Below are 24,311 nucleotides of genomic sequence, written 5' to 3'. Positions count from 1 at the left end.
CCTGTGCGGAAACGGTGGGGGCCGGCTCAGGCCGGTTGGCCGGCGGCGGCGGACTTGTAGAGGCTCTGGCGCGGTTGCCCGAAAACGCGCTCGATCATCGGCACGAAGTGCTCGATCGGCAGCGTCTCGGCGGCGCCATCGAAGGCGGGGTTGTCGTAGAGCTCGCAGAACTCGGCGGTGCGCTCATAGTGCGGGTGGCCGGCGAACTGCGCGCGCAGTTCGCGGTCCATGCCGAGGTGATGGAAGAAGTAGTGGCCCTGGAAGATGCCGTGCTGCTGCACCATCCAGTGGTTGGCCTCGCTGACGAAGGGCTTGAGCATCGCGGCGGCGATGTCGGGGTGGTTCCACGAGCCGAGCGTGTCGCCGATGTCGTGCAGCAGCGCGCAGACCACGTACTCCTCGTCGCGCCCGTCACGCAGCGCGCGGGTCGCAGTCTGCAGGCTGTGCACATGGCGATCGACCGGGAAGCCGCCGCACTCGCCCTTGAGCAGGTCGAGATGGGCCACCACGCGCTGTGGCAGCGTGCGCGTGAAGACCGCGAACTCACCCGCGATCAATTGCCAGTCGGCCTGCGTGCTGTCCTGCATGCGGGTAAAGCTTGCGCGCTTGTGGTCCATCGCTGCACTCCTGCCGGGCCGCGGCCCCTTCAATCGACTGAACTCAGCTGAAGCTCTTGCCCTCGGCCGCCAGCTTCGCCAGCAGCGGCGCCGGCTGCCAGAACTTGGCGTCGTCGAGCGGGTTCTGGCCAAAGCGCTTCATCGCCTGCACGACGTTGAACAGGCCCTTCTGGTCGGCGTAATTCATCGGGCCGCCGCGCCACAGCGGGAAGCCGTAACCGGTGAGATAAACCATGTCGATGTCGCTGGCCTTGCTGGCGATGCCTTCCTCGAGGATGTGGGCGCCCTCGTTGACCAGCGCGTAGACCAGGCGATGCACGATCTCCTCGTCGCTGATCTTGCGCGGCGTGATGCCGAGTTCCTTGCGATGGTCCTCGATCATCTTCACGACCACGGCCGACGGAATCGCGTCGCGCTTGCCGGCCTGGTAGTCGTACCAGCCGGCGCCGGTCTTCTGGCCGTAGCGGCCCATCTCGCACAGCAGGTCGGCGGTCTTGCTGTAGCGCAGGCCCGGCTTGTCGACGTAGCGGCGCTTGCGGATCGCCCAGCCGATGTCGTTGCCGGCAAGGTCGCCCATGCGGAACGGGCCCATCGCGAAGCCGAACTTCTCGACCGCCTTGTCGACCTGCGCCGGCGTGCAGCCCTCTTCGAGCAGGAAGCCGGCCTGGCGCGAGTACTGCTCGATCATGCGGTTGCCGATGAAGCCGTCGCAGACACCCGAGACCACCGCGGTCTTGCGGATCTTCTTGGCCACGCCCATCACGGTGGCCAGCACGTCCTTGGCGGTGGCCTTGCCGCGCACAACCTCGAGCAGCTTCATCACGTTGGCCGGGCTGAAGAAGTGCATGCCGACCACGTCCTGCGGCCGCTTGGTGAAGGAGGCGATCTTGTCGACGTCGAGCGTGCTGGTGTTGGAAGCCAGGATCGCGCCCGGCTTGGCCACCGCGTCGAGCGCGTTGAAGACCTTTTCCTTGACGCCCATCTCCTCGAACACCGCCTCGATGATCAGGTCGGCGTCCTTGAGGTCGTCGTAGCTCAGCGTGGTGCTGAGCAGCGCCATGCGGCCCTCGTACTTGTCTGCCTTGAGCTTGCCGCGCTTGACCTGCGACTCGTAGTTCTTGCGGATCACACCAATGCCGCGGTCGAGCGCTTCCTGCTTCATCTCGAGCATCACGACCGGCACGCCGGCGTTGAGGAAGTTCATCGCGATGCCGCCACCCATGGTGCCGGCGCCGATGACGCCGACCTTGGCAATCTCGCGCTTGGGCGTGTCTTCCGGCACGTCGGGGATCTTGCTTGCCGCGCGCTCGCCGAAGAAGGCATGACGCAGGGCCTTGCACTCGGGCGTGAACATCAGCGCGGTGAAGACCTCGCGCTCGTAGACCATGCCCTCGTCGAAGCGCTTGCTGACGCTGGCCTCCACGCAGTCCACGCACTTGGCCGGCGCCGGGAAGTTCTTGGCCATCGCCTTGACCGTGTTGCGCGCGAACTGGAAGTAGGCGTCGGCCTCGGGGTGGCTGGCCTTGGCGTCGCGCACCTTGGGCAGCGGACGCTTGGCGGCGACTTCCTTGGCGTAGGCGATCGCGCCCTCGATCAGGTCGCCGTCGATGATCTGCTGGAACAGCGTCTGGCCCGGGATCATCGCCAGCATCTCGCTCTTGACCGGCTCGCCGGAGACGATCATGTTGAGCGCGTTCTCGACGCCGATCACGCGCGGCAGGCGCTGCGTGCCGCCGGCTCCCGGCACCAGGCCGAGCTTGACCTCGGGCAGCGCGACCTGGGTGCCCGGCGCGGCCACGCGGTAGTGGCAGCCCAGTGCCAGCTCGAGCCCGCCGCCCATGCAGACGCTGTGGACGGCCGCGACCACCGGCTTGGAGGCACCCTCGATCAGGCTGATCAGGCTCAGCAGGTTGGGCTCGGCCACCGCCTTCGGCGAGCCGAATTCGCGGATGTCGGCGCCGCCCGAGAAGGCCTTGCCGGCACCGGTGAGCACCACTGCCTCGACGGCCGGGTCGGCCATCGCCTGGTCGATCGCCGCGGCCACGCCCTGGCGCACCGCCAGGCTCAGGCCGTTGACCGGCGGGTTGCTCATCGTGATGAGGGCGACGTTGCCGCGAACTTCAATGCTGGCGCTCATGGGTGCAAACCTCGACAGGTAGAGGGCGAAAAGAATAGAACGATCGTTCGATTCTGGGGCGAAAAAAGCCGGCGTGTTGTCGCTGCTGTGACAAGCGCGCCGGCGGGCTGGATAGGTCTTGCGGCTGACGAGCGATGCTCGCCGTTCAGCCCTCAGACTTCGAGCCACTCCTTGCGAATATAGGCGTTCGCCCGCAGCTCGGCCGGCGTGCCCTCGAAGACGATGCGGCCATGGCCCATCACGTAGCAGCGCTCGGAGATCTCGAGCGCGATGGTGAGCTTCTGCTCGACCAGCAGCACGCTGATGCCGCGCCGGCGCAGCTCCTTGAGGTACTCCGCCACCAGCTCGACGATCTTCGGCGCCAGGCCTTCGGTCGGCTCGTCGATCATGATCAGGTCCGGGTCGCCCATCAGCGTGCGGCACAGCGTCAGCATCTGCTGCTCGCCGCCCGAAAGCACGCCGGCCTCGGTGTGCTGGCGCTCCTTCAGGCGCGGGAACATCGCGTACATGTCGTCGAAGGACCAGCGCGGCGCCTTGGCACCGCGCTTCTGCCCGAGCTGCAGGTTCTGATGCACCGTGAGCTTGGGGAAGATGTCGCGGTTCTCCGGCACGTAGCCGATGCCGCGATGCGCGATGTCGAAGGCGCGGTGGCCGAGGATTTCGGCCCCGCTCCACTGCACCGATCCCTGGCCTTCGACCAGGCCCATGATGGTCTTGACCGTGGTCGAGCGGCCCGACCCGTTGCGGCCGAGCAGGCTGACGATCTCGCCCGGCTTCACTTCGAGCGAGACGCCGTGCAGCACATGGCTCTTGCCATAGAAGGCGTGCAGATTGGCCAGATGTAGGGTCTTGTCGCTCATGTTCAACCTTGGGCCGCGGCCTGTTGTTCCGCCAGCACCGAGCCCAGGTAGGCCTCCTGCACCTTGGGGTTGGCGCGCACCGCCTCCGGCGTGTCGAAGGCGATCACCTCGCCGTAGACCAGCACCGCGATGCGATCGGCCAGGCCGAACACCACGCCCATGTCGTGCTCCACCGTCAGCAGGGTCTTGCCCTCGGTGACCTCGCGGATCAGCTGGATGAAGCGCCTGGTCTCGCTCTTGCTCATGCCGGCGGTGGGTTCGTCGAGCAGGATCACCTGCGCGCCACCCGCGATCGTGATGCCGATCTCGAGGGCACGCTGCTCGGCGTAGGTCAGGTTCATCGCCAGCACGTCGCGCTTGCGGTCGAGCTTGATCATCTCGAGCACCTGCTCGGCACGCTCGTTGGCATCGTCGAGGTCGGCCAGGAACTTCCAGAACGCGTAGCGGTAGCCCATCGACCACAGCACCGCGCAACGGATGTTCTCGAACACCGACAAGCGCGTGAACAGGTTGCTGACCTGGAAGCTGCGCGCCAGGCCCATGCGGTTGATCTCGTAGGGCGCGAGGCCGTCGATGCGCTTGCCGTTGAGCAGGATCTCGCCGCTGGTGATGCCGAAGCGCCCCGACATCAGGTTGAACAGCGTGGACTTGCCGGCGCCGTTGGGGCCGATGATCGCGACCCGCTCGCCGGCCTTCACCGCGAGATGGGCGCCGCGGATGATCTCGGTCTTGCCAAAGCTCTTGCGCACATCGCGCAGCTCGATCGCGAGCGGACTCGTGTCGGCGTTCATAGGGACTCCCTGCGACGGATCTCGTGCTCGATCTCTTCCTGCACGCCACCCCACTGGCGCTGGAACTCGCGCCGCGTCAGCTCGAACATGCCGATGCCGACCACCATCAGAAAGGCCGAGCCGAACCAGCTGTCGAGCGAGCTGGCGTTCAGCGGCACGCCGGCGAAGTGCAGCTCGGGGCCGATCGCCGCATTGAGCTGCAGGTGGTAGAGCATCTCGATCATCGCGCCGGCGCCGGCCAGCGCCATCAGCGCGGTGCCGGCCAGCGCCAGGTAGGCGGTCCAGAGCTTGCCGAGCTTGCCGAAGGCGGCCACCCGCAGGTTCATCATGATCAGGCTAGCAATGCCGCCCGGCGCGTACATCACCATGAACAGGAAACCGAGGCCCAGGTAGAGCAGCCAGGCCTTGGTGAACTCCGACAGCAGCACCAGCGCCAGCACCATCAGCACGCCGCCGATGATCGGGCCGAAGAAGAATGTGGCACCGCCGAGGAAGGTGAACAGCAGGTAGGCGCCCGAACGTCCGGCGTGCACCACCTCGGCGGTGACGATCTCGAAGTTCACCGTGTAGAGGCCGCCGGCGATACCGGCAAAGAAGCCGGCGATGATGAACGAGAAGAAGCGGATGCGCTGGGTGCTGTAGCCGATGAACTCAACCCGCTCGTCGTTGTCGCGCACCGCGTTGAGCATGCGTCCGAGCGGCGTGCGGGTGAAGGCGAACATCGCCGCCGTGGCGATGAAGGTGTAGATCGCGATCAGGTAGTAGACCTGCACCGGCGGGCCGAAGCTGATGCCAAGCACCGGCTGGCCGAACACCCGGTTGGCCGAGACGCCGGCCTCGCCGCCGAAGAACTCCGGAATCATCAGCGACATCGCGAACACCAGCTCGCCGATGCCGAGCGTGATCATCGCGAACGGGGTGCCGGCCTTCTTGGTCGTCACGAAGCCGAGCACGATGGCGAAGAGCATCCCGGCCAGGCCGCCGACCAGCGGAATCAGGCTGACCGGGATCGGCATGCCGCCGGCCGCGCGGTTGAGCGCGTGGATTGCGATGTAGGAGCCGAGCCCGGTATAGACCGCATGGCCGAAGCTCAGCATGCCGCCCTGGCCGAGCAGCATGTTGTACGAGAGGCAGGCGACGATCGCGATGCCCATCTGCGACAGCATCGTCACCGCCAGGCTCGACTTGAACACCATCGGCGCGACCAGCAGCACCAGCGCGAACAGGCCCCAGACGACCCAGCGGCCGACGTTGTAGGGCTTGAAGTGAAAGACAGGATTACTCATGTGATGCGCCACTCAGCCTTCCCGCGTACCGAGCAGACCCTTGGGCCTGAAGATCAGGATCAGCACCAGCAGCAGGTACGGCAGGATCGGTGCGACCTGCGACAGCTTGAGGCCGAGCAGCGTGTAGAGCCCACTGTCGGGCGGCACGGTCCAGCCGAGCAGCGCCAGGCCGCCGGCAATCGAATAGTCGAGCGCGATCGCGAAGGTCTGCAGGATGCCGATCAGCAGCGAGGCGACGAAGGCGCCGGCCAGCGAGCCCATGCCGCCGACCACGACGACGACGAAGATGATCGAGCCGACCGTGGCCGCCATCGCCGGCTCGGTGACGAAGGTGCTGCCACCGATCACGCCGGCCAGCCCGGCCAGCGCGGCGCCGGCGCCGAATACCAGCATGAAGACGCGCGGCACGTTGTGGCCGAGCGACTCGACCATCTCGGGGTGCGTCAGCGCGGCCTGGATCACGAGGCCGATGCGGGTGCGCGTCAACAGCAGCCACAGGGCCAGCAGCATGAAGATCGCCACCAGCATCATGAAGCCGCGGGTGGCCGGGAACGGCGAGCAGAACACGGTGCTGGCGGCATCGACGGCACGGCACATCGCCTCCGGCGCCGCGCCCCAGACGAAGCCGAGCGAGCCGTCGGCCTGGTGCACCATCGTGAAGGCCGGCCCGCGCAGCGCTTCGGGCGGCTGGAAATCCACCGCGGTGCGGCCCCAGATCAGCTGCACCAGCTCGAGGATCACGTAGCTGATGCCGAAGGTCACCAGCAACTCCGGCACATGGCCGAACTTGTGCACCTTGCGCAGGCTGGTGCGCTCGAACACCGCGCCCAGAGCCCCCACCACCAGCGGCGCGATGAACAGCGCCGGCCAGAAGCCGATCAGCTTGGACATGCTGTAGGCGATGTAGGCCCCCAGCATGTAGAAGCTGGCGTGGGCGAAATTGAGTACGCCCATCATGCTGAAGATCAGCGTCAGGCCCGAACTCAGCATGAACAGCAACAGCCCGTAGCTCAGGCCGTTGAGCATGGAGATCGTGAAAAATTCCATTGCGATCGCCGGTGGTTCAGTGCGCGGCGCGCGTCTCGCGCGCGCCAAAGAAAAAGGGCTCGATACGGTACTCCCGATCGAGCCCCGATTAGGGCCTGCTAACGCTACCGGAGGACTCGCGCCCGGGCCGCGCAGGCCGCAGGGGTAGGCGCGAGGAAGGCCACGTGCTCATTGCACGCAACGACCGAGCAACGCCGCCCTGCGGCCTGCGCGGCCCGGGCCCGAAGGGTGATCCCAGGAAACTGCGGCCCTCGGCGTTGCAAAGCTCGCCGGGGGCCGACCCCGGCTGCGCTTTGCGCCTTGATGGCCTTTGTTTCCTGGGTCACGCGAGTCCTCCGGTAGCGTTAACAGGCCCTAGCCCGGCCAGACCCGGGCCGGCAGCGCTCAGGACGGGCGCTTCATCTGGCAGCTCGTCGGCGTGCTCGACACATAGGCCGGGTACTCCTTGACCGGCGCCAGCGTCATGCCGGTGTTCTCGGGGCTGTACGGGAACTTGGCATCGGCCTTCTGCCAGACCACGATGTAGAGCGGCTGCTGGAGCTGGTGGTCGGCCTTGCGCATCTCGACCTCGCCGTTGATCTGGCCGTTGAACTTGAGGCCTTCCATCGCGGCGGCGACCTTGACCGGATCGGTCGACTTGGCCTTGGCCATCGCCGTGCTCAGGATGCTGTAGATCCGGATCACCGAGCTCGTGTAGAAGTCGTCGTTGAACTTCTTCTTGAACTCGTCGGCCCACAGCTGGGCCTGGCCGCCCATGTTGTAGTGGCTGTACGAGGCCTGGAAGATGCGGCCGGCGCCGTTGCTGCCGAGCGCGGTCGGCGTGCCGCTGACACCGGTGTAGTAGGTGAAGAACTTGCCGTTGAAGCCGCCTTCGGTGGCCGCCTTCATCAGCAGCGAGAGGTCGGAACCCCAGTTGCCGGTGATCACGGTGTCGGCACCCGAGGCCTTGATCTTGGCGATGTAGGGCGCGAAGTCACGCACCTGGGCCAGCGGGTGCAGATCCTCGCCGACGATCTGCACGTCGGGCCGCTTCTGCCCCAGCAGTTCCTTGGCGAAGCGCGCCACCTGCTGGCCGTGCGAGTAGTTCTGGTTGAGCAGGTAGACCTTCTTGACGTCGGGCTGGGCCTCCTTGATGAAGGTGGTCAGCGCCTCCATCTTCATCGAGGTGTCGGCGTCGAAGCGGAAGTGCCAGTAGTTGCACTTGCTGTTGGTGAAGTCGGGGTCCACCGCCGAGTGGTTCAGGAAGACGATTTCCTTGCCCGGGTTGCGCTCGTTGTGCTTGGCTACAGCGTCGATCAGCGCGCCGGCGACCGAGGAGCCGTTGCCCTGGGTGATGTAGCGCACGCCCTGGTCGATGGCGGCCTTGAGCGCGTTCAGGCTCTCGGTCGGGCTCAGCTTGTTGTCGATCGGGATGACCTCGAACTTCACGCCGGCCGGATTGAGCTTGGGATCGTTGCTGAACTTCTCGGCGAAGAACTGGAAGCTCTTAACCTGGTTCTGGCCGACCGGCGCCATCAGGCCCGTCAACGGGTCGATCCACGCGATCTTGACCGTCTCGCCCTTTTGCGCGAAGGCCACGCCGGCACTCAGTGCCATCGAGGCGCCAACCGTCAGACCGAACATCCGTCTCGTGAAATGCATCGTTGTCTCCTTGGGTGCCGGCGTCCGGCGTGTTTTGATCGACTCAAAAGGTTAAGGCGATTGCTGCGCTGCGGGGTTCAGGGACTACCCGACACAGGCTGTCCCGTAGTCGACATCGCGCATCGCCCTCAGGCCGTCGGCAGACGGTAGTCGCGGAACTGCTCGCGCAGCTTGATCTTCTGCATCTTGCCGGTGGCGCCGAGCGGAATCGCGTCGACGAAGACGACGTCGTCGGGCACCTGCCACTTGGCGGTCTTGCCCTCGTAGAAGGCCAGCAGTTCCTCGCGCGAGACCTCGGCGCCCGGCTTCTTCACCACCACCAGTAGCGGCCGCTCGTCCCACTTCGGGTGCACGGCTGCGATACAGGCGGCCATCGCCACCGCAGGATGGGCCATCGCGATGTTCTCGACCTCGATCGAGCTGATCCACTCGCCGCCCGACTTGATGACGTCCTTGCTGCGATCGGTGATGAGCAGGAAGCCGTCGGGGTCGATCGCCGCCACGTCGCCGGTTGGGAACCAGCCGTCGATCAGGGGATTGCCACCTTCGCCCTTGAAGTAGCCCGAAACGATCCACGGCCCCTTGACCAGCAGGTCGCCGCTGCTGATGCCGTCCCATGGCAGCTCCTTGCCATCGGGATCGACGATCTTCATCTCGACGCCGAAGATCGCACGCCCCTGGCGGGTCATGATCGCGAACTGCGCCTCCTCGTCCAGTTCGAGCTGCGGGAGCTTCAGGTTGCACACCGTGCCCAGCGGCGACATCTCGGTCATGCCCCAGGCATGCAGCACCGTCACGCCGAAGTCCTGCTTGAAGGCGCGGATCATCGCCGGCGGGCAGGCCGAGCCACCGATGATCGTGCGCCTCATCGTCGTCAGCTTCAACCCATGCTGCTTCATGTGGTTGAGCAGGCCGAGCCAGACGGTTGGCACGCCGGCCGACATGGTCACGCGTTCGCCCTCCATCAGCTCGTAGACCGACTTGCCATCGAGCGCCGCGCCGGGAAAGACCAGCTTGCAGCCGGTCATTGCGGCCGCGTAGGGAATGCCCCAGGCGTTGACGTGGAACATCGGCACCACCGGCAGCACGCAGTCGCGCGCCGACAGGCTCATCGCGTCCGGCAGCGCGGCACCATAAGCGTGCAGCACCGTCGAACGGTGGCTGTAGAGCGCGCCCTTGGGGTTGCCGGTCGTGCCGCTGGTGTAGCAGAGCGCGGCGGCGCTCTTCTCGTCGAACTCGGGCCAGGCATAGGCATCGCTCTCACCGGCGATCCACTCCTCGTAGCTGCGCAAGCCGGGAATACCGGTGTCGGCCGGCAGCTGGCCGTGCTCGCACAGTGCGATCCAGTGCTTCACCGTCTCGCACTTGCTCCAGATCGCCTTGACGATCGGCAGGAAGCTCATGTCGAAGCACAGCACCTGGTCCTCGGCATGGTTGGCGATCCACGCCACCTGATCCGGCGCCAGGCGCGGGTTGATGGTGTGCACCACGCGGCCGCTGCCGCTGACGCCGAAATAGAGCTCGAAGTGGCGGTAGCCGTTCCAGGCCAGGGTCGCGACCCGATCGCTGAAGCCGAGCTTCATGCGGTCGAGCGCGCCCGCGACCTTGCGCGAGCGCGCGGCGGCCTCGCGGTAGGTGTAGCGATGCAGATCGCCCTCGACCACCCGGCGCGAGACGATCTCGCCGTCGTGGTGGTGTCGCGCCGCGAACTCGATCAGGCTCGAGATCAACAGCGGCATCTCCATCATGGTGCCCATCATCGCGGCCATGCCCTGTCTCCTGCGTTGTTCATGCTGCGCAGCATCATAGGTAGCCACTGCGGCCTTCACGATCAGGTCAACCCTAGCGGGCGCCGTGAAATGCGGCGCCGCATAGACTGAGGGGTGTCCGCCGCCTTCGATTCCTTGCCGCTGGCGCCCGCCCCGTTCGAGCGCGGCCCGAATGCCGCGCGCTGGCCCAACCGGATGGCCGCGCTCGGCCCAGCCTTCGGCACCGCGCTTGCCGCCGAGCCGCTGCCCGATCCGCACTGGGTGGCCCGCAACGACGCGCTGGCCGCCGAACTCGGCTGGCCCGCCGACTGGCACGATGGCAGCGCACTCGCCGTCCTCAGCGGCAACGCCACCTGGCCGGGCATGAGCCCCTTCGCCAGCGTCTACAGCGGCCACCAGTTCGGTGTCTGGGCCGGCCAGCTTGGCGATGGCCGCGCACTGCTGCTCGGCGAGATCGAATCGGCGGCCGGGCCGATGGAGATCCAGCTCAAGGGCAGCGGCCTGACACCCTACTCGCGCATGGGCGACGGCCGCGCCGTTCTGCGCTCGTCGATCCGCGAATACCTGTGCTCGGAGGCGATGCACGGCCTCGGCATCCCGAGCACGCGTGCGCTGGCGCTGACCGGCTCCCAATTGCCGGTGCGCCGCGAGCGCTGGGAGACGGCGGCGGTGGTGACGCGGATGGCGCCCAGCTTCCTGCGCTTCGGCCACTTCGAGCATTTCGCTCACACCGCGCGCGACCTGGCGTCGCTGCAGCGCCTGGTCGACTTCTCGCTGGCGAACTACTTTCCCGACTGCCTCGGCGCCGCGCAGCCGGCCGCGGCGATGCTGTCCGAGGTGGCGCGCCGCACCGCCGAGCTGATCGCCCAATGGCAAGCGGTCGGCTTCTGCCACGGCGTGATGAACACCGACAACATGAGCCTGCTCGGGCTGACGATCGACTACGGACCCTTCGGCTTTCTCGATGGCTTCGACCCCGGCCATGTCTGCAACCATTCCGACCACCAGGGGCGCTACGCCTACGCGCGCCAACCCGGTGTCGCCTGGTGGAACCTGCAGGCACTGGCGACCGCATTGCTGCCGCAGCTGGGCGCCGACGAGGACGCGGCGAGCGAGGCCGCGCTGGAAGCCATCGAGCCCTATCGCAGCGCGCTGTCGGCGGCCCTGTCGGCGCGCATGCGCGCCAAGTTCGGGCTCGCGACCGAGCAGCCCGACGACGCGACCCTGATCGACGATCTGCTGCGCCTGATGGCCGCCGAGCGCACCGACTACACGATCCTGTTTCGCCATCTCTCGGGCTTCTCGACCGCGCCGGACCATGCGCAGCAGCCCGTGCGCGACCTGTTCATCGATCGCCCGGCCTTCGACGCCTGGGCCGGGCGCTACGCCGAGCGACTGCGCACCGAGCAGAGCGACGACGCCGAGCGCGCCGTGCGCATGAACTCGGCCAACCCGAAGTTCGTACTGCGAAACCACCTGGCGCAATCCGCGATCGAAGCCGCCGAGGCCGGTGACTTCGACGAGATCGGGCGATTGATGAAAGTCCTGGCCCGCCCGTACGACGAACAGGCGACGGCCCCCGCCGCCTACGCCGCCTTCCCGCCCCCCGGCGCCGACCAGATCGAGGTGTCCTGTTCATCATGAGCGACAAGCCCGCCTCCCCGCGCAAGATCGCCAAGCCCGAGTCGGCCTGGCGCGAGCAACTCGAGCCGATGGCCTTCGAGGTGACGCGCCACGCCGCCACCGAACGCGCCTTCAGTGGCAAGTTCTGGGATCACTGGGAGAATGGCGTCTACAAGTGCGTCTGCTGCGGGGCACCGCTGTTCGAGAGCGCTACCAAGTTCGACGCCGGCTGCGGCTGGCCCAGCTACGACCGGGCGCTGCGCGCGGAACTGATCGAGCGGGTGGTCGATCGCAGCCATGGCATGACGCGCGTCGAGGTGCGTTGCATGGACTGCGGCGCCCACCTCGGCCATGTCTTCGACGACGGCCCCACCGCCACCGGCGAGCGCTACTGCATCAACTCGGCCTCGCTAGACTTCGCGCCGCAAGCTCAAACCCCTTCCCGATGAAACTGCTGCTCGATTTCCTGCCGATCCTCCTGTTCTTCGTCGCCTTCCGCATTGCCGAAGGCAACGCCGACGCCGCCGCCGCCTTCGCCAGCCAGCATTTCGGCTTTTTGGTTTCGGGCGGCACCGTCGGTCCGAAGGAGGCGCCGGTGCTGCTGGCCACGCTGGTCGTGATCGTCGCCACCTTCGCGCAGATCGGCTGGTTGCTGGCGCGCCGCAAGAAGGTCGACACCATGTTGTGGGTCAGCCTGGGGCTGGTCACCGTGCTCGGCGGGCTCACGGTCTGGTTCCACAACGACACCTTCATCAAGTGGAAGCCCACGCTGCTCTACTGGGTCATGGGCCTGGTGTTCTGGGGCAGCCAGGCGATCTTCAGGAAGAACCTGCTGCAGGTGCTGCTCGGCGCGCAGATGGAATTGCCGGCCGCCGTCTGGCGCTCGCTCAACCTGATGTGGATCGGCTTCTTCGCCTTCCTCGGCCTGCTCAATCTCTACGTGGCGTACAGCTACGAAACCGCGACCTGGGTCAACTTCAAGGTATTCGGCACCACCGGCCTGCTGCTGCTGTTCACGCTGGTGCAGGGTCTCTACCTCAGCCGTCACATGAAGGCCGAGGACGAGGCCGGCAAGTGAGCGCGCAGCCGGCCTTTCCGTCCGCGGCCGAGGTCGAGGCGGCGTTGCGCAGCGCCTTTCCCGATGCCATCGAACTCGTCGTGCGCGATGACAGCCATCAGCACGCCGGCCATGCCGGCGCCGCCAGCGGGCGCCACTTTTTTGCGCAGATCGTGAGCGAGCGCTTCAGTGCTTCCCCTCGCGTGGCGCGACATCGCCTTGTGTATGATGCCCTGGGCCCCTGGATGCATCGCGGCATCCATGCGCTGGCGCTCCAGACGCTCACTCCGGCCGAGGCCGCAGCAGCAGCCAACGGCCCGCGCTGAAGCCCCCGAACCCCCACGTTGCCGGCCATCGCCGGCGACATCCACCGCGCCCCGCCCACCACCAGCCCTGCCTCGCATGAAGTTCACCACTGTCGCCCTCCGGCTGTCGTCGATTGCCTTCGCCGCCGCCCTCCTCGCCCCCGCGCTGGCCCAGGCGCAGAACATCGCCGTCGTCAACGGCAAGCCGGTGCCCAAGGCCCGCGCCGAGGTGCTGCTGAACCAGATCGCCAAGGGTCCGCAGGCCCAGCCGCGCACGCCCGAACTCGAGCAGCAGATCAAGGACGAGGTCGTGCTGCGCGAGATCTTCATGCAGGAAGCCGAGCGCAAGGGCCTCAGCGCCAGCGCCGACTACCGGCAGCAGATCGAGCTGGCCCGCCAGTCGATCCTGATCCGCGAGCTGTTCGCCGACTTCCAGAAGAACAACCCGGTCAGCGACGCCGAGGTGCTGGCCGAGTACAACAAGTTCAAGGCCGCGGCCGGCGACAAGGAATTCCGCGCCCGCCATATCCTGGTCGAGAAGGAAGAGGACGCCATCGGCATCATCAAGATGATCAAGGGCGGCGCCAGCTTCGACGAGATGGCCAAGAAGAACAGCAAGGACCCCGGCTCGGCCGCCAAGGGCGGTGATCTCGACTGGGCCGCGCCCGGCGGCTACGTGCCCGAGTTCTCGAACGCGATGGTCGCGCTCGGCAAGGGCCAGATGACCGACACGCCGGTGAAGAGCCAGTTCGGCTGGCACATCATCAAGGTCGATGACATCCGCGCCGCGACCTTCCCGCCGATCGAGGAAGTCAAGCCGCAGATCCAGCAGCGCCTGACGCAGCAGAAGCTCGCCGCCTACCGCGACGAACTGCGCACCAAGGCCAAGACCGACTACAAGTTCGGCAGCTGATCTCGCGCAAGCGCCACACGACGGGCACCTTCGGGTGCCCGTTTGCATTGGTGGTGCTCATGTGCTCATATGCTCAGCCGGCCAGCCACCGCCACGCCAGCAGCAAGCCGATCAGCACCGGCTGGTGCAGCATGTAGAAGCTCAGGCTCCAGCGTCCGAGCACGGCGAGCGGCTGCAACGGCCGCGCCAGATGCCCGGCCAGCCATTGCGGCCGATGCGCGAGCAGCGCCTGGCCGAGCGCCATGCCCCACCACATCACGCCGAGCCACGGCAGCAGCGGCACGTAGTCCTCGGTGACCGGCCTGCGGGTCACGAGGCCGGTCCAGTTGAGCGCGCGGACGTTGAACAACTCGTGCTGCACGAACTGGGGCAGCAGCACCGCGATCAAGCCCGCCAGCCAGAGCCAGCGACCCCAGTCGGCACTGAGCCGCACCACGATCAGCATCACCGCGATGGCGTGCAGCACGCCGAAGTGGATGAAGCTGTTCGGGAACATCAGCCAGGAGCCGGCCGACACCAGCAGCGCGCAACCCGCCACCTGCGCCCAGCGCCGCCAGAAGCGCGGCCAACCCTGCCCTTGCGCATGAGCGATCGCCTGGCCCATGCCGGCGCAGAGCAGGAACAGGCTGACGATGATGCTGCGCTGGGTGGTCCAGAACGGGTCGCGGTAGAAGTTCCAGCCGTCGACGAGCTTCAGGTGGGCGAGGTCGAAGCAGACGTGAAAGACCGCCATCCACACGAGCGCGAAGCCGCGCAGCGCGTCGAGACGGTCGAAGCGCAACGAGTGGCGCGGGGCATGCGCTGCAACATCTTTCATCGGCGTGCATTCTCGCGGCAGGCCAGGCCCGGCGGCAGCGGGGGCATCGGACGCGGCCGCTGCGGGACAAGGCTGAGCTTCCTACACTGAGGCCGTGAATCCGATTCCTCTCTCCGTCCTCGACCTGTCGCCGATCGTCGAAGGCAGCGACGCCGCCCAGGCGCTGCGCCACACGCTCGCCCTGGCACGCCACGCCGAGTCTCTTGGCTACCACCGCTACTGGCTGGCCGAGCACCACAACATGGAGGGCGTGGCGAGTTCGGCCACGGCGGTGCTGGTCGGCCATGTGGCCGCCGGCACCGAGCGCATCCGCGTCGGCTCCGGTGGCGTGATGCTGCCCAATCACGCGCCGCTGGTGATCGCCGAACAGTTCGGCACGCTGGCCACGCTGTTCCCCGATCGCATCGACCTCGGCCTCGGCCGCGCGCCCGGCACCGACCAGCTGACGATGCGCGCGCTGCGCCGCACGCTGGTGCAGGACGAGGACGGCTTCATCGACGACGTGCGCGAGTTGCAGGCCTACCTCGGCCCGCCGCAGCCGGGCATGGCGGTGCGCGCCATCCCCGGCATCGGTACCGAGGTGCCGATCTGGCTGCTCGGTTCCAGTCTCTACAGCGCGCAGGTCGCCGCGCTGCTCGGACTGCCCTTCGCCTTTGCCTCGCACTTCGCGCCGGCGATGCTGCTGCAGGCGCTGCAGATCTATCGCGAGCGCTTCAGGCCGTCAAAGGCGCTGGCCCGGCCCTATGCCGCGATCGGCGTCAACGTGATCGCGGCCGAGACCGACGCCGAAGCGGCGCATCTGTTCACCTCGCTGCAGCAGCGTTTCCTCGGCATGCAGCGCGGCATCCGCGGTCCGCTGCCGCGACCGGTGGCGTCGATGGACGGGCTGTGGAGCGAGGCCGAGCGGATCGGCGTCGAGCGGATGCTGAGCGTCGCTGCCGTGGGTTCGGCCGCCACGGTGCGCGAGCGACTGCGCACCATCGTCGAACAGACCGGCGCCAACGAACTGATCGTCACCTGCGCCGTTCACGATCACGCCGCGCGGCTGGACTCCTACACGCGACTGGCGGCGCTGCGGCCCGAACTGGGCACCGCCGCGCCGGCCGCCTGATTCAGCACGCGGGGCTCAACCCACCCACTTGCGCGCGTTGCGGAACATCCGCATCCACGGGCTGAGCTCGCTGCGATCGCCGCTGGTCCAACTCATCTGGATGTTGCGGAACACGCGCTCGGGGTGCGGCATCAGCACGGTGAAGCGGCCGTCGGCGGTGGTGACCGCGGTCAGGCCGTCGGGGCTGCCGTTGGGGTTGGCGGGATAGGCCTCGGCCGGCTTGCCCGCGTTGTCGACGAAGCGCATCGCGCGCTGCACCTTGGCGGCGTCACCGCGCTGCGAGAAGTCGGCGTAGCCCTCGCCGTGGGCGACGGCAATCGGCATGCGGCTGCCCTCCATGCCCTGAAAGAACAGGCTCGGGCTTTCCAGCACCTCGACCATGCTCAGCCGCGCCTCGAACTGCTCGCTCCTGTTGCGGGTGAACTTGGGCCAGTCCTGCGCGCCCGGAATGATCGGGCTGAGAGCCGCCATCATCTGGCAGCCGTTGCAGACGCCGAGCGCGAAGCTGTCGGTGCGCCCGAAGAAGGCCGCGAACTGCTCTGCCAGAGCCGGGTTGAACATCACCGAGCGGGCCCATCCCTCGCCGGCACCGAGCGTGTCGCCGTAGCTGAAGCCGCCGCAGGCGATGAAGCCCTTGAACTGCTCGAGCCGGGCACGGCCAGCCTGCAGGTCGCTCATGTGGACGTCGTAGGTGTCGAAGCCGGCGATGTGCATCGCACGGCTCATCTCCACATGCGAGTTGACGCCCTGCTCGCGCAGGATCGCCAGCTTCGGCCGCGCGCCACCGTTGATGAAGGGCGCCGCCACGTCCTCGGCCGGATCGAAGCCGAGCTTCAGGTGCAGGCCGGCGTCGTCGGAGCGGCCCGCGTGCTCATGCTCGCTGTCGGCGCAGGCCGGGTTGTCGCGCAGCCGCGCGATGCGCCAGCTGACCTCGTCCCAGCTCTGCTGAAGCTCGCGCAGCGGTGCGGCGAACACGGTCTTCGCGTCACGCCAGACCTCGACGATGCCCTTGTCGTTGGGCTTGCCGACCACGTGGCTGTGCTGCGAGAGGCCATGCTTGCGCAGCACCGCCATCACCGCGTCGCGCTGCGCTGTCGGCACCTGAATCAGGGCACCGAGTTCCTCGTTGAACAGCGCCTTGAGCGTGAGCTCGTTGCGGCGTTCGCTCACCTGGCCGGCCCAGTTCTTGGAGTCGCCGAATTCGGCGCGGCTGTCCTTGATGCCGTCGCTCTCGGTGACCAGCAGGTCGACGTTGAGGCTCAGGCCGGTGTGTCCGGCAAAAGCCATCTCGCAGGCGGCAGCCCACAGGCCGCCGTCGCTGCGGTCGTGATAGGCCAGCAGATGGCCGGCGCCGCGCAGTTCGTTGATCGCGGCGACCAGCGCCTTCAGGCACTGCGGGTCGTCGAGATCGGGGACTTCATCGCCGAACTGGTTCAGCACCTGGGCCAGCATCGAGCCGGCCATGCGATTGCGACCATTGCCGAGGTCGACCAGCACCAGGCTGGTGTCGCCCGGCTGCAGTTGCGGCGTCAGCGTGGGCCGCACGTCGTCGAGCGAGGCGAAGGCGGTGACGATCAGGCTCACCGGCGCGGTGACCTGTTTGGCCTCGCCGCCTTCGCTCCAGCGCGTGCGCATCGAAAGAGAATCCTTGCCGACCGGGATGCCGACGCCGAGCGCCGGGCACAGCTCCATGCCGACCGCCTTGACCGTCTCGTAGAGCGCGGCGTCCTCGCCCGGCTCGCCGCAGGCCGCCATCCAGTTGGCACTGAGCTTGACGCGAGAGAGCTCGATCGGCGCCGCGAGCAGGTTGGTGATGCTCTCGGCCACCGCCATCCGGCCCGAGGCCGGCGCGTCCAGCGCGGCCAGCGGCGTGCGCTCGCCCATGCTCATCGCCTCGCCGCGGAAGCCCGTGTAGTCGGCCAGCGTGACGGCGCAGTCGGCCACCGGCACCTGCCACGGGCCGACCATCTGGTCGCGGTGATTGAGGCCACCGACCGTGCGGTCGCCGATCGTCACCAGGAAGCGCTTGGAGGCCACGGTCGGATGGCGCAGCACGCTGAAGGCCACGTCGTCGAGCCTGACGCCGGTGAGATCCAGCGGCTTCTCGGCGCGCGCTACACGCCGGACGTCGCGATGCACCTTCGGCGGCTTGCCGAGCAGCACCTCCATCGGCATGTCGATCACGCGCTCGCCGCCGGGGCCGTCCTCGAGGATCAGCGTCGGGTCATCGGTGGCGACACCGACGATGCCGAAGGGGCAGCGCTCGCGCTCGCACATCTGCGTGAACAGCGGCAGCAGGTCGGGGTTCACCGCCAGCGTGTAGCGCTCCTGGCTCTCGTTGCACCAGATTTCCTTGGGTGCCAGGCCGCTCTCCTCGAGCGGGACCTTCCGCAGGTCGAACAGCGCGCCCTTGCCGGCGCCGTCGACCAGTTCCGGGAAGGCGTTGCTAATGCCGCCGGCGCCGACATCGTGGATCGCGACGATCGGGTTGTTGTCGCCCAGCGCCCAGCAGTGGTTGATGACCTCCTGCGCGCGACGCTGGATCTCGGGGTTGCCGCGCTGCACCGAGTCGAAGTCGAGTGCCGCGGTGTTGGTGCCGGCTGCCATCGAGCTGGCCGCGCCGCCGCCCATGCCGATGCGCATGCCGGGACCACCGAGCTGGATCAGCAGCGTGCCGGCCGCGAACTGCAGCTTCTTGGTCTGTGCCGCGCTGATCGAGCCCAGGCCGCCGGCGATCATGATCGGCTTGTGATAGCCGCGCTGCACGCCGGCCACGTCCTGCTCCCAGACGCGGAAGTAGCCGGCCAGGTTGGGCCGGCCGAACTCGTTGTTGAAGGCCGCGCCGCCGAGCGGGCCCTCGGTCATGATCTGCAGCGGACTGGCGATGTGCTCGGGCTTGCCGATCTTCACCCGCTCCCACGGTTCGTCGGTGCCGGGCAGGTTCAGGTTGCCGACCGAGAAGCCGGTCAGCCCCGCCTTGGGCCGCGCACCGCGGCCGGTGGCGCCCTCGTCGCGGATCTCGCCGCCGGCGCCGGTGGAGGCGCCAGGGAACGGCGAGATCGCGGTCGGATGGTTGTGGGTCTCGACCTTCATCAACACATGGGTCGTCTCGACGCGCGGGCCGTAGACCGGCGCGTTGGTGAAACCCTGCGGCAGCCAGCGCTCGGCGAGGCCGCCCTCCATCACCGAGGCGTTGTCGTTGTAGGCGACGATGGTGTGCTGCGGGCTCGCCTTCTCGGTGTTGCGGATCATCCCAAACATCGACAGCGGCTGCTCCTGGCCGTCGATCGTGAACTTCGCGTTGAAGATCTTGTGGCGGCAATGCTCGCTGTTGGCCTGCGCGAACATCATCAGCTCGACGTCGCTCGGGTTGCGGCCGAGCCTGGTGAAGGCCGTCACCAGGTAGTCGATCTCGTCGTCGGACAGCGCCAGGCCGAACTCGGTGTTGGCGGCAACGAGCGCGCCGCGGCCGGCGCCCAGGAGGTCCACATGCGCCAGCGGCTGCGCCGGCTGCTCGTCGAACAGGTGCACCGCGGCCTCACGCTCGAAGGCCACGCTCTCGGTCATGCGGTCATGCAGCAGCGCGGCACAGGCCTGGAGCTCGTCGCCGCTCAGCGCCTTCGGGCCACCCGTGACCGCACCGAGCAGGCCGCTCCTGAGCGCGAGCCTGAACTCGGTGACGCGTTCGACCCGGTGCACCGAGGCGAGACCGCAGTTGTGGGCGATGTCGCTGGCCTTGCTGGCCCAGGGCGAGAGCGTGCCCAGGCGCGGCATCACGACCACCAGCGCGCCATCCTGAGGACTCGCCACCGCATCGCCGTAGTCCAGCAGCGCCGCGAGCTTGTTGCGCTCGGCACCGGCCAGCGGCGCGTCGGTCCAGACCCAGTGCACATGGCGCGCCGAAACGCCGACAACGCGCGTGCAGGCCGCCTGCAGCCTGGGCAGCAGCGCCTGGGCACGAAAGGTGGAGAGTGCGTTGCCGCCCTCGAAGTGGTTCAGGTGCTTGGGGGAGGACATGAGGGCCGGGCTTGCGATGGGAGGCGATGGCTGCGAATCCTCTTGTGGAGGCTTTCGCGTAAACCCGCGATTTTACGGGGCCGGTGGGATAATCACGGGCATGACGATCACGATCAAGACCGCCGCCGACATCGAACTCATGCGCGTGGCCGGCCGCCTGGCCTCCGAGGTGCTGGACATGCTCACGCCGCATGTCAAGCCAGGCATCACCACCGAGCAGCTCGACAAGCTGGCCCACGACCACATCGTGCACGTGCAGCAGGCGATCCCAGCGCCGCTGAACTACGCGCCGCCGGGCTACACGCCCTACCCCAAGTCGATCTGCACCTCGGTCAACCATCAGGTCTGCCACGGCATTCCGAACGACAAGGTGCTCAAGAACGGCGACATCGTCAACATCGACGTCACCGTCATCAAGGACGGCTGGCACGGAGACACCAGCCGCATGTACATCGTCGGCGAAGGTGGCATCGCGGCCAGGCGGCTGTGCAGCATCACCTACGAGGCGATGTGGAAGGGCATCGCCAAGGTCCGGCCCGGCGTGCGGCTGGGAGACATCGGCCACGCGATCCAGACCTTCACCGAGAACCAGGGCTTCTCGATCGTGCGCGAGTTCTGCGGCCATGGCATCGGCAGCAAGTTCCACGAGGAGCCGCAGGTGCTGCACTACGGCCGCCCCGGCACGCTCGAGGAACTGGTGCCGGGCATGGTGTTCACGATCGAGCCGATGGTCAACGCCGGCCGCCGCGAGATCCGCGAGATGGGCGATGGCTGGACCATCGTCACCAAGGACCGCTCGCTCTCGGCCCAGTGGGAACACACGGTGCTGGTCACCGAGACCGGCTACGAGGTGTTCACGCTCTCGGCCGGCAGCCCGCCGCCGCCGGCCTTCATCAGCGGCAGCGCGGCGACCGCCGCCGCCTGAGTTCTGCCCCGAGCAGCGAGCGCACAGCGCCGATGTCGGCCCTGATCGAGACGCCCGCGCCGGTTGCGTTGCCGGCGCTGAAGGCACGCCTGCGCGACGGCAAGGCCGAGCTGCTGGCGGCCTTCGCGGCCGCCCGCCCGACCACCTCGGCGGCCGGTCGCCTGCTGCGCGACCTGGCCCGCCACGTCGACGAGTGCCTGCAGACCCTGTGGTCCCAGTCGGGCTTGCCCCGCACCGCGGCGCTGATGGCGGTCGGCGGCTATGGCCGCGGCGAGCTGTTTCCCTACTCCGATGTCGACGTCGTCGTGCTGCTGCCTGATGACGATCACGACGCGGCGCTGAACGCGGCGATCGAAGCCTTCATCACGGCATGCTGGGACATCGGCCTCGAGATCGGCTCGAGCGTGCGCACCGTGGCCGACTGCGTGCGCGAGGCCGAGCGCGATGTCACGGTCCAGACCGCGCTGATGGAGAGCCGCCTGCTGGCCGGCAGCAAGCGCCTGTTCGACCGCTTCCGTCGCGCCCACGCCGAGACGCTCGACCCGAGCGCCTTCCTGCGCGCCAAGACGCTGGAGATGCGCCAGCGCCACGTGAAGTACGAGGACACGCCCTACTCGCTCGAGCCCAACTGCAAGGAAAGCCCGGGCGGGCTGCGCGACCTGCAGATCCTGATCTGGGTCGCGCGCGCGGCAGGGCTCGGCAAGACCTGGCAGCAGCTGGCTGCCAAGGGCCTGGCCACGCCCTTCGAAGTCAAGCAACTGCAGCGCAACGAGGGCGTGCTCAAGCTGATCCGCGCGCGCCTGCACATGGTGGCCGGACGGCGCGAAGACCGACTCGTGTTCGACCTGCAGACCGCGGTGGCCGAGAGCTTCGGCTACGAGCACACCCGCGAACGGCGCGCCTCCGAGGCGCTGATGCACCGCTACTACTGGGCCGCGAAGGCGGTGACCCAGCTCAACCAGATCCTGATGCTCAACATCGAGGAGCGGGTCAGCGGTTCGCAGGACGCGCCGATGCGGCCGATCAGCGAGAAGTTCTTCGACCGCGGCGGCATGCTTGAGGTTGCCAGCGACGATCTCTACCAGCGCGACCGCCACGCCATCCTCGAAACCTTCCTGGTCTTCCAGCAATCGGTCGGCATCAAGGGGCTGTCGGCACGCACGCTGCGCGCGCTCTACAACTCGCGCGAGCTGATGGATGGCAAGTTCCGGATCGACCCGGCCAACCGCGCGCTGTTCATGCAGATCCTGCAGGCGCCGCAGGGACAGACCCACGCCTTCAGGCTGATGAACCAGACCTCGGTGCTGGGGCGCTACCTGTGGGTGTTCCGGCGCATCGTCGGCCAGATGCAGCATGACCTGTTCCACGTCTACACCGTGGACCAGCACATCCTGATGGTGCTGCGCAACGTGCGGCGCTTCTTCATCCCCGAGCACGCTCACGAGTACCCGTTCTGCTCGCAGCTCGCGGCCGGCTTCGACAAGCCCTGGCTGCTCTACATCGCCGCCCTGTTCCACGACGTTGCCAAGGGTCGTGGCGGCGACCACTCCGAGCTCGGTGGCACCGAGGTGCGGCGCTTCTGTCGTGACCACGGCATCGAGCGCGAGGACGCGCAGCTGGTCGAGTTCCTGGTGCGCGAGCACCTGACGATGAGCCGCATCGCGCAGAAGGAAGACCTGTCTGACCCCGAGGTGATCGGCGCCTTCGCGCGCAAGGTCGGCAGCCCGCGGCGGCTGGTGGCGCTGTACCTGCTCACGGTGGCCGACATCCGCGGCACCAGCCCCAAGGTCTGGAATGCGTGGAAGAGCAAGCTGCTCGAGGACCTCTACCGCACCACGCTGCGCGCGCTGGGCGGCGCCAAGCCGAACGCCGAGGCCGAGATCGAGGCCCGCAAGCAGGAGGCGCGGCATGTGCTCAACCTCTACTCGCTGCTGCCCGGCACCGAGCAGGCGCTGTGGGACACGCTCGAGATCAGCTATTTCGCGCGCCACGACGCGGCCGACATCGCCTGGCACGCGCGCTCGCTGCATCGCCATGTCCAGAGCCTGGCGGCGGTGGTGCGCGCGCGGCCGAGCCCGATCGGCGAAGGCCTGCAGGTGCTGGTCTATGCGCCCGACCGGCCCGACCTCTTCGCCCGCATCTGCGGCTACTTCGACCAGGCCGCGTTCAACATCCTCGACGCCAAGATCCACACCACGCGCACCGGCTACGCGCTCGACACCTTCCAGGTCATCTCGCCGCACATCGACAAGAACCAGGACATGAGCTATCGCGACCTGATCTCGCTGGTCGAGACGCAACTCGGCAAGGCCCTGGCGACCGACGAGGCCCTGCCCGAGCCCAGCCGCGGGCGGCTGTCGCGGCGGGTGCGCAGCTTCCCGGTCACGCCGCGCGTCTCGCTGCGGCCCGATGAGCGCGCGCAGCGCTGGCTGCTCACGGTCTCGGCCAGCGACCGCTCCGGGCTGCTCTACGCGATCGCACGCGTGCTGGCCCGGCACGAGATCAACCTGCAACTGGCCAAGATCACGACGCTGGGCGAGCGGGTCGAGGACACCTTCCTGGTCGACGGCGCCTCGCTGCAGCAGAACAGGCGCCAGCTCGAGATCGAGAGCGAATTGCTCGACGCGATTGCATAGCACCCGACATGTACATACACTGTACATGTCACACGCCATCCAGGAGACCTCATGGCCGAAGCCGTCGAACGCATCGTGGTCCAGACCACGGCCGAGGACAAGAAGGCCATCGTCGCCAAGGCCAGGAAGCTCGACCTGCCGATCGCCGAACTGATGCGGCGCGGCGCCTTTGCCTACCAGTCGGCCGAGGCCGACGAGGAACTGGCGACGCTGGCCGATGCAGCCAAGGCGGCCGCCGAGCGGGCCGCGGCCTCGATCGATGACGCCCTCGACTTCATCGAAGCCAGCAACAAGCGCATTGCCGCGATGGAGGCCAAGGCCGCTGGCGCCGGGCCGCGCCGCGCGGCGCCACGTTCAGTGTCACGCAAGGCCGCCTGATGGGAGTCACCGAACGCGTCTGGGGCGCGCTGACCTCGATGATCAAGCTTGAGGACAAGGTGACGCGGCAGTCCGAGGCCCTCAAGCTTCATCAGCAGAAGCTGGAAGAGCTCACCGGCCGCGTGATCCGCCTCGAGACGCAACTCGAGTTGCTCACCGGCGCCGCGATCGTCAAGCGCCTGAAAGGCGACTGAGCCGCGATCAAGCGCGACCTAAAGCAAAGGGCCACCTCTCGGTGGCCCTTTTCGTTGGCGCTGCCGAAGCCGCGCCTCGGCAAAGCGCGAGTGCTCGTCAGTCGATCTTGAAGCTGAACTCCTGCACCGCACGCACCTCGCCGGCGCCGGCCACGCACTTGTACTGCATCATCGCGGCCTTCACCGC

20 protein-coding genes are annotated in these 24,311 nt (G+C 67.6%); 10 read left to right on the top strand and 10 right to left on the bottom strand.

The window, feature by feature from the left end; all coding sequences use genetic code 11:
* Window positions 1-26: 26 nt before the first annotated feature.
* The 8 genes from EV670_RS18400 to EV670_RS18365 form a co-directional block, all read right to left on the bottom strand.
* Window positions 27-617: an HD domain-containing protein gene (locus tag EV670_RS18400; protein WP_130434905.1), complete on the bottom strand. Its 591-nt coding sequence runs from the start codon at window positions 615-617 to the stop codon at window positions 27-29.
* Window positions 618-660: 43 nt separating this feature from the next.
* Window positions 661-2,754, bottom strand: coding sequence for a 3-hydroxyacyl-CoA dehydrogenase NAD-binding domain-containing protein (locus EV670_RS18395; protein ID WP_130434903.1), 2,094 nt, complete (start codon window positions 2,752-2,754; stop codon window positions 661-663).
* Window positions 2,755-2,906: 152 nt separating this feature from the next.
* The gene (locus EV670_RS18390) at window positions 2,907-3,614 is read right to left on the bottom strand and encodes an ABC transporter ATP-binding protein (RefSeq protein WP_130434901.1); all 708 of its coding nucleotides are present in this window, start codon (window positions 3,612-3,614) and stop codon (window positions 2,907-2,909) included.
* Window positions 3,615-3,616: 2 nt separating this feature from the next.
* The gene (locus tag EV670_RS18385; protein WP_130434899.1) at window positions 3,617-4,405 is read right to left on the bottom strand and encodes an ABC transporter ATP-binding protein; all 789 of its coding nucleotides are present in this window, start codon (window positions 4,403-4,405) and stop codon (window positions 3,617-3,619) included.
* Window positions 4,402-5,691 (bottom strand): branched-chain amino acid ABC transporter permease, encoded by a 1,290-nt coding sequence (locus EV670_RS18380; RefSeq protein ID WP_130434897.1) that lies wholly within the window; start codon window positions 5,689-5,691, stop codon window positions 4,402-4,404. The genes EV670_RS18385 and EV670_RS18380 overlap by 4 nt, the downstream gene beginning before the upstream one ends.
* 12 nt (window positions 5,692-5,703) lie before the next feature.
* Window positions 5,704-6,738: a branched-chain amino acid ABC transporter permease gene (locus EV670_RS18375; protein WP_130434895.1), complete on the bottom strand. Its 1,035-nt coding sequence runs from the start codon at window positions 6,736-6,738 to the stop codon at window positions 5,704-5,706.
* Between the two features lie 384 nt (window positions 6,739-7,122).
* Complete coding sequence (locus EV670_RS18370) at window positions 7,123-8,361, bottom strand: branched-chain amino acid ABC transporter substrate-binding protein (RefSeq protein WP_423213597.1); 1,239 nt, start codon at window positions 8,359-8,361, stop codon at window positions 7,123-7,125.
* 146 nt (window positions 8,362-8,507) lie between these two features.
* Complete coding sequence (locus tag EV670_RS18365) at window positions 8,508-10,139, bottom strand: 3-(methylthio)propionyl-CoA ligase (RefSeq protein ID WP_130434973.1); 1,632 nt, start codon at window positions 10,137-10,139, stop codon at window positions 8,508-8,510.
* Window positions 10,140-10,343: 204 nt separating this feature from the next.
* Here EV670_RS18365 and EV670_RS18360 point away from each other — a divergent pair, with 204 nt between their 5' ends.
* The 5 genes from EV670_RS18360 to EV670_RS18340 all read left to right on the top strand — a co-directional run bounded on the left by EV670_RS18360 (window position 10,344) and on the right by EV670_RS18340 (window position 14,046).
* The gene (locus EV670_RS18360) at window positions 10,344-11,792 is read left to right on the top strand and encodes a protein adenylyltransferase SelO (RefSeq protein ID WP_130434971.1); all 1,449 of its coding nucleotides are present in this window, start codon (window positions 10,344-10,346) and stop codon (window positions 11,790-11,792) included.
* Window positions 11,789-12,220: a peptide-methionine (R)-S-oxide reductase MsrB gene (gene msrB / locus EV670_RS18355; protein WP_130434891.1), complete on the top strand. Its 432-nt coding sequence runs from the start codon at window positions 11,789-11,791 to the stop codon at window positions 12,218-12,220. The genes EV670_RS18360 and msrB overlap by 4 nt, the downstream gene beginning before the upstream one ends.
* On the top strand, window positions 12,217-12,849 hold the full coding sequence (locus EV670_RS18350; RefSeq protein WP_130434889.1) for a septation protein A: 633 nt from the start codon (window positions 12,217-12,219) through the stop codon (window positions 12,847-12,849). Before msrB ends, EV670_RS18350 begins: the two co-directional genes overlap by 4 nt.
* Window positions 12,846-13,154, top strand: coding sequence for a BolA family protein (locus EV670_RS18345; RefSeq protein WP_130434887.1), 309 nt, complete (start codon window positions 12,846-12,848; stop codon window positions 13,152-13,154). The genes EV670_RS18350 and EV670_RS18345 overlap by 4 nt, the downstream gene beginning before the upstream one ends.
* 76 nt (window positions 13,155-13,230) lie before the next feature.
* Window positions 13,231-14,046 (top strand): peptidylprolyl isomerase, encoded by an 816-nt coding sequence (locus EV670_RS18340; RefSeq protein WP_130434885.1) that lies wholly within the window; start codon window positions 13,231-13,233, stop codon window positions 14,044-14,046.
* A gap of 73 nt (window positions 14,047-14,119) precedes the next feature.
* Here the strand turns inward: EV670_RS18340 and EV670_RS18335 are convergent, their stop codons facing one another.
* Window positions 14,120-14,863, bottom strand: coding sequence for an acetyltransferase domain-containing protein (locus EV670_RS18335; protein WP_130434883.1), 744 nt, complete (start codon window positions 14,861-14,863; stop codon window positions 14,120-14,122).
* A gap of 94 nt (window positions 14,864-14,957) precedes the next feature.
* Here EV670_RS18335 and EV670_RS18330 point away from each other — a divergent pair, with 94 nt between their 5' ends.
* Window positions 14,958-15,974 carry an LLM class flavin-dependent oxidoreductase gene (locus tag EV670_RS18330; RefSeq protein WP_207225110.1) on the top strand — a complete coding sequence of 339 codons (1,017 nt, stop codon included), beginning with the start codon at window positions 14,958-14,960 and terminating at the stop codon, window positions 15,972-15,974.
* Window positions 15,975-15,989: 15 nt separating this feature from the next.
* Here EV670_RS18330 and purL read toward each other — a convergent pair whose 3' ends face one another.
* Window positions 15,990-19,991, bottom strand: coding sequence for a phosphoribosylformylglycinamidine synthase (gene purL / locus EV670_RS18325; RefSeq protein ID WP_130434881.1), 4,002 nt, complete (start codon window positions 19,989-19,991; stop codon window positions 15,990-15,992).
* Window positions 19,992-20,091: 100 nt separating this feature from the next.
* On the opposite strand from purL, the gene map reads away from it, so the two are divergent.
* From map to EV670_RS18305, 4 genes are read left to right on the top strand one after another with little or no spacing between them, the layout of a single operon-like run.
* On the top strand, window positions 20,092-20,916 hold the full coding sequence (map, locus tag EV670_RS18320; protein ID WP_130434879.1) for a type I methionyl aminopeptidase: 825 nt from the start codon (window positions 20,092-20,094) through the stop codon (window positions 20,914-20,916).
* A gap of 32 nt (window positions 20,917-20,948) precedes the next feature.
* Window positions 20,949-23,552 (top strand): [protein-PII] uridylyltransferase, encoded by a 2,604-nt coding sequence (locus EV670_RS18315; protein ID WP_130434877.1) that lies wholly within the window; start codon window positions 20,949-20,951, stop codon window positions 23,550-23,552.
* Window positions 23,553-23,603: 51 nt separating this feature from the next.
* Complete coding sequence (locus EV670_RS18310; protein WP_130434875.1) at window positions 23,604-23,930, top strand: hypothetical protein; 327 nt, start codon at window positions 23,604-23,606, stop codon at window positions 23,928-23,930.
* Entirely contained in the window at window positions 23,930-24,124 is a 195-nt protein-coding gene (locus tag EV670_RS18305; protein WP_130434873.1) for a hypothetical protein, read from the top strand. Before EV670_RS18310 ends, EV670_RS18305 begins: the two co-directional genes overlap by 1 nt.
* The last annotated feature ends 187 nt before the right edge of the window (window positions 24,125-24,311 follow it).

The sequence above is a fragment of the Rivibacter subsaxonicus genome, from assembly GCF_004217215.1.
GTDB lineage: Bacteria > Pseudomonadota > Gammaproteobacteria > Burkholderiales > Burkholderiaceae_C > Rivibacter > Rivibacter subsaxonicus.
The sequence above is the reverse complement of the archived record's forward strand: the minus strand, read 5'-3'. Positions and strand labels throughout refer to the sequence as shown.